Genomic DNA, 5,128 nt, shown 5'->3' on the forward strand with positions numbered 1-5,128 from the left:
CGCAGCGGCGACACGATGCAGTCCGCCTGTTCCAGCACCAGCAGCATCTCGCCATCCACCGCCTGGCTGATCCGCCCTTGATTGAGCAAGGTCTGCAAGCGCGCATCGTCGTACACCTCGCGACGTACGATGCCGGCCTCCAGAAGGCGTAAGAAGCCGTTTACCAGCATTTCCGAGCACCCATACAGGCCCTCATCGAAGCGACCCAGCTCGCGGCCGCTCAGCTCGCCATGGCTCAATTCGCCCATCAGGCGCTGGTAGTCATCGTTCTGCCGCTCACGCACCAGCAGCGCCTGCGCAATCGCGTCGCCCAGCGCGCCGATGCCGATCTGCAGGGTGCCGCCATCGGCCACCAGGCTGCTGGCATGCAGGCCGATGGCGTAATCCTGCGGCGTCACCTTCATATTCGGCGGCGAAAACAGATGGTGGCTGGCAGCAGGGTCGCTCACCACCACCTCGAAGAAGTCAGGTTTGACCTGGGCATGCCCGCCCATAAACGGCAGCTGGCGATTGATGCAGGCCACGGTGATAAAGCGGTGGCCGGGTATGGCCGTCAGCCGTTCGACCGACTCATGGGTGATATCGGTATTGCTGGACAGCGACAAGGCCATGCCGTCGGCGCCATCCTGCGCCGCGACCGCCTGCGCAATCACATTGACGCCGTGCAGCGCCATATCGCGCGCGACAAAGGTGTAGTTGGTGGAGATATAGCCCTGCTGGGCGACCGGGTTGCCGAGGTAGTCGCCGGTTTTCAGAAAGAATTCCAGCACCTCGATATTGGGCGGCAAATGGCCGGCGCGCAGGTCTTTCACATAGTCCAGATCGGGATAATCCCCAAACACACGCTCCACCAGCGGCGCCAGAAAATGCCGCTCGATATCGGTGCGGCCGGCCGGCTTTTCCAGCGATAGCGCCGTGATGATTTTCAAGGATCTGGCCGGGTTGGCCTTGATGCGCCGATACAGCGCATTGATAAACGGGTTGGGCTTGCCGATACCAAGCGGCGTACCCAATACGATTTCACCGGGCAGGGTATCGAGCACGTAGTCAACGGCTGCGTCGATATGGTCGATGTAACGGGTCATGCAGCTGTCTCCTGTTGATCTGATCTGGCCTCAGCTTAAGCGCTTTGCGCTGCTGCGCCATGACGCAGCGCAAACCTGCGCATCAAGGCAAATACAGCTCGCATACGCCGTCCGGCAAAGCATCATGCACATGGCGCAGCTTACCGCGCCGGCCCGTATCAGCAAGTGACTTGCCATCCTGGGCCGCCAAACCTTGGCGCTGCTGGCATAATCGCCGCTTTTGCGCCCACCCTGCCTTCCGATGCCGCATATCGCCAGCCATCGCTGGGGCCAGCCAGCCTGTCAGGCGCCACGCGCGCTGCGCGACTGGCTGGTCCACACCGGCTCCCTGACCATCCGCCTTACCGCCCGCTTCCCGCAGTTTCGCGTCTGCCTGCTGCGCCAGCACTGGGCCTTGCCCAATCGCGACGAATTGCGGGCGCTGGGCCTCGCACGCCGGGAGATGGCGATGGTACGCGATGTCGTACTGATGAGCGGTGACACGCCGCTGGTATTCGCCCATTCGGTAATGCCGCGCCAGGCGCTGTTCCATGGCTTTGGCAGGCTGCGCCAGCAGGGTTGTCGCTCGCTTGGCGCCACCTTGTTTGCCAACCCGAAAATCCGCCGTGGCAAGCTGGCGTTTCGCTGCCTGGATCGCCACCACCGCCTGCATGCCGCCACCGAAGCGGCCGTTGGTCGGGTGCCGGCCCGCCTTTGGGCCCGGCGCTCGCGCTTCGAGCTGGGCCAGTCGCGTATCCTCGTCACCGAAGTAATGCTGCCCGCCGTACTGGAATCGATGACATGACCAAACAGCAAGTGCTCGCCAAACTCGATCAATACGAAAAGCTGATGCGCCTGGACAAACCGATCGGCATCCTGCTCTTGCTGTGGCCGACGCTATGGGGCGTATGGATTGCCAGCTGGGGGCGGCCTAACTGGGTGATAGTGTGGATCTTCACCCTGGGTACGGTGCTGATGCGCTCAGCCGGATGCGTGATCAATGACTACGCCGACCAGGATTTCGACAAGCATGTGGAGCGCACCCGGGATCGCCCCATCACCGCCGGCCGGGTAAGCGGCCGCGAAGCCTTGGCGCTGGCTGGCGCCTTGGCGCTGGTCGCCCTGATACTGATCCTGCCGCTGGACCCGCTGGTATTGAAAATGTCGGTGCCGGCGGTATTGCTGGCGATCAGCTACCCCTACACCAAACGCTTTTTACCGCTGCCGCAAGCCTATCTGGGCCTGGCGTTCAGCTTCGGCATTCCGATGGCCTTTGCCGCCACCCAGTTCAATGTGCCCGAGCTGGCCTGGATGCTGATGGCGGCCAATCTGTTCTGGGTGCTGGGCTACGACACCCTGTATGCCATGGTCGACAAACCGGACGACTTGAAGATCGGCATCAAGACCAGCGCCATCACTTTTGGTCGCTTCGACGCGGAAATCGCCATGCTCTGCCACGGCATATTTATTGCCGGCATGGCCTATATCGGCCATGAGCTGCATCGCGGCCTGTTCTGGTACCTGAGCCTCGCGGGCGCCGCTGCCCATGTCGGCTACCAGTACCACCTGGTACGCCAGCGCGATCGGCAACGTTGCTTCAAGGCGTTTCTATCCAATAACTGGCTGGGTGCCATGGTGTTTGCCGGTGTGGTGCTCGACTACTGGAAGAAACTCACGCCCTAGTCGGGTAGCTGAGCGCAAAGCGGGGGAAGCGCAAACAGCGTCCTATTCGCCGGGCGCCGTTTGCGTCTGCGCACCACGGGCAATATCGGCCAGCACATCGGCCGAGCGATCGCCAAGCAGATAGCGCGCGCCACTGCCGCGGCTGGCGGCCGCATCGCCGGGGTTATACAGCGCACATTTACTCAGGGATAAACAGCCACAGCCTATACAGGCCGACAGCGTATCGCGCAGGCGCTGCATTTGGGCGATGCGCTGATCCAGCAAGGGCTGCCAGGCCCGTGACAATTGTTCCCAATCCGCCTGGTTGGGGGTGCGTCCACCGGGCAAGCTGGCCAATGCCTCACGGATCGCATCGAGGCTCAATCCAAGCGCCTGGGCTGCCCGCACAAAAGCGACGCGGCGCAAATCGCTGCGCCGGAACTGGCGCCGCCCGGCCGCATTACGGCTGGACTTGATCAGCCCCTGTTCCTCGTAATAACGCAGCGCACTGGCGGCCAGACCGCTGCGCTTGGCCAATTCGCCAATGGCTATCCAGCCATCGACCGTTTCCGATGCCCCTGACATTCGCCACCTCATTTGACATCAAGTTAACTTGAACTTTAATCATGGCGCCTTCCATCGTGAAAGGAAAGCCATGACCCCGCCGAATAATGAATCCAGCCGCGACCTGCTCCATCGCCTGCTAGGCGAAAGCCTGGCGCTGCCGCCGGAATACCGTGATCAGCTGACCAATCACCTGCCAATGGCACTGCATGCCTTGTCAGAAATGGGCGCCAACGAGGCGCAGATGCGCCGCTTTTTTGGTGCCTATGGCAGCCGTTTCAAGGGCTCGTCGGCTCCACAGCCCAAACCGTCCGCCACGCCCTGGCAGCAGCTGCTCGGTCAGGACAAGGCCTACCCGGCCCTGCTGGCACAGTTCCAGCAGCAGCTCGCGCTGCACGACGCCGACACCGTGCTACGCGAGGCACTGCCAGTGCTGCTGCCCGGCGTGGCGGCGGCAGCCTTTCACGGTGCCATCCGCTGCGCCCATGCCATCGAATCGGGCCACTTGGGCGAGCTGGCCGCCGCACTCGCTTACTGGGCGTGGCGCTGGCAGGGGCTGGCCGTGCCGGCAGCCACGCCGGCTAGGCTGAGTCTCGAACAATGGTCGGCGCAGCTGATCGAAGCCGCGCAACACTGGCACCATGATGGCCATCTGATCGCCATCCGCATGGCGGCAGCCTGCCAGTCATCTGCCTATCAACAACTGGCTGGCGCGCTATCCCCCGCACCATCGTTCGATGCCTTGCTGGCTGGCTTTGCCAGGTTTGCCCTGGCGCGCTACCTGGTCAGCGGCAACTTCACCGTACTGCATATGATCACCGGCTTGCGCGCCTTGCGCGTGCTGCGCCCCTGGTACAACCCGGACCAGACCAGCCAGGCACTGCTGAGCCGTGCCCTTACCGCGGCCTACCTTGCGGCCAATCTGGTCGAGAAACCGAGCAGCGCGCCTTCCCTGCCCTGGGATGTCCTGCGCGAGCGGGCGCTGGCGGCGGCTGACGACCACGCCATCAAGCTCACCCATGCCTGCATCGATGAGGCCCAGCACTATGGCGAAGCCGGCTATCAGCTGGCAGCGTCGCGGCTGTTTGCTTGAGTGCGGTGCAATTGCCACATTGCCGGGCCTGCTTGGGCAGATTGGTCTATAGCGTACTGTGCAGCGGGATGGCAGGCCCGCGCGCACTACTGCCGTAAGCGGCGACAGGCATGAACCGACCAATGCGGGCAAGCGAGGTCAACAATGGCAGTGAACGCGATGCGCCATGGCAAGCGGGCAGCAGTCGTGGCGTGCTTGATGGCGCTGAGCAGCCCGGCGCTTTGCGCCAGCTGGAGCGATTGGGTCAAGGTTGATGGCTTTGGCACGGTGGGTGCCTATATGGCGGACGACCCGATCGCCACCGCGCGGGTGGATGGCCGGCAAAGCAGCGGTTCACGCGATGGGCAGTGGCGCTACGATGGCGATACGCAACTATCGGTGCAGGCCACCGTCAACCCGGCCGGCCCTTGGCGCGCCGTGCTGCAAATGCTGTCCAAGAAAGACTACCAAGGCAGCCAGCAGCCCCATGTGGAATGGGCCTATGCCAGCTGGCAAGCCCGGCCGGAATTGAATATCAAGCTCGGCCGCACCGTGATTCCGGTGTATCTCGACTCGGACTTCCGCAATCTGTTTTACGCCCAGACCTGGGCACGACCGCCCTCAGTGTTCTATGGCCAGAACAATGTCACTTATCAGGACGGACTGAGCCTGGTTTACGAGCAGGCACTGGGCGGCGGTGACCTGGGCCTGGAAGCCTTTGCCGGGCAAAGCAGAGTGCGCACCCAGAACAAGGACGGCAGCACCT

The 5,128-nt window shown here is 63.0% G+C and carries 6 protein-coding genes; 4 read left to right on the forward strand and 2 right to left on the reverse strand.

Annotation, left to right across the window (positions count from 1 at the left end):
* A partial coding sequence (locus ACE3OH_RS19055) for a hypothetical protein (protein WP_374356920.1) occupies positions 1-1,085 on the reverse strand: 1,085 nt, incomplete at its 3' end.
* Between the two features lie 241 nt (positions 1,086-1,326).
* On the opposite strand from ACE3OH_RS19055, the gene ACE3OH_RS19060 reads away from it, so the two are divergent.
* Together ACE3OH_RS19060 and ubiA are read left to right on the forward strand one after the other, a co-directional pair.
* The gene (locus tag ACE3OH_RS19060) at positions 1,327-1,869 is read left to right on the forward strand and encodes a chorismate lyase (RefSeq protein ID WP_374356923.1); all 543 of its coding nucleotides are present in this window, start codon (positions 1,327-1,329) and stop codon (positions 1,867-1,869) included.
* Positions 1,866-2,747: a 4-hydroxybenzoate octaprenyltransferase gene (ubiA, locus tag ACE3OH_RS19065; RefSeq protein WP_374356925.1), complete on the forward strand. Its 882-nt coding sequence runs from the start codon at positions 1,866-1,868 to the stop codon at positions 2,745-2,747. The genes ACE3OH_RS19060 and ubiA overlap by 4 nt, the downstream gene beginning before the upstream one ends.
* A 42-nt stretch (positions 2,748-2,789) precedes the next feature.
* Here the strand turns inward: ubiA and soxR are convergent, their stop codons facing one another.
* Entirely contained in the window at positions 2,790-3,311 is a 522-nt protein-coding gene (soxR, locus tag ACE3OH_RS19070; RefSeq protein ID WP_374356927.1) for a redox-sensitive transcriptional activator SoxR, read from the reverse strand.
* 70 nt (positions 3,312-3,381) lie between these two features.
* On the opposite strand from soxR, the gene ACE3OH_RS19075 reads away from it, so the two are divergent.
* Together ACE3OH_RS19075 and ACE3OH_RS19080 are read left to right on the forward strand one after the other, a co-directional pair.
* Positions 3,382-4,383, forward strand: a complete 1,002-nt coding sequence (locus tag ACE3OH_RS19075; RefSeq protein ID WP_374356929.1) for a questin oxidase family protein — start codon at positions 3,382-3,384, stop codon at positions 4,381-4,383.
* Between the two features lie 144 nt (positions 4,384-4,527).
* The coding region (locus ACE3OH_RS19080) for a hypothetical protein (protein ID WP_374356931.1) at positions 4,528-5,128 on the forward strand (601 nt) is incomplete at its 3' end.

This window comes from Chitinimonas sp. (assembly GCF_041904975.1).
GTDB lineage: Bacteria > Pseudomonadota > Gammaproteobacteria > Burkholderiales > Chitinimonadaceae > Chitinimonas.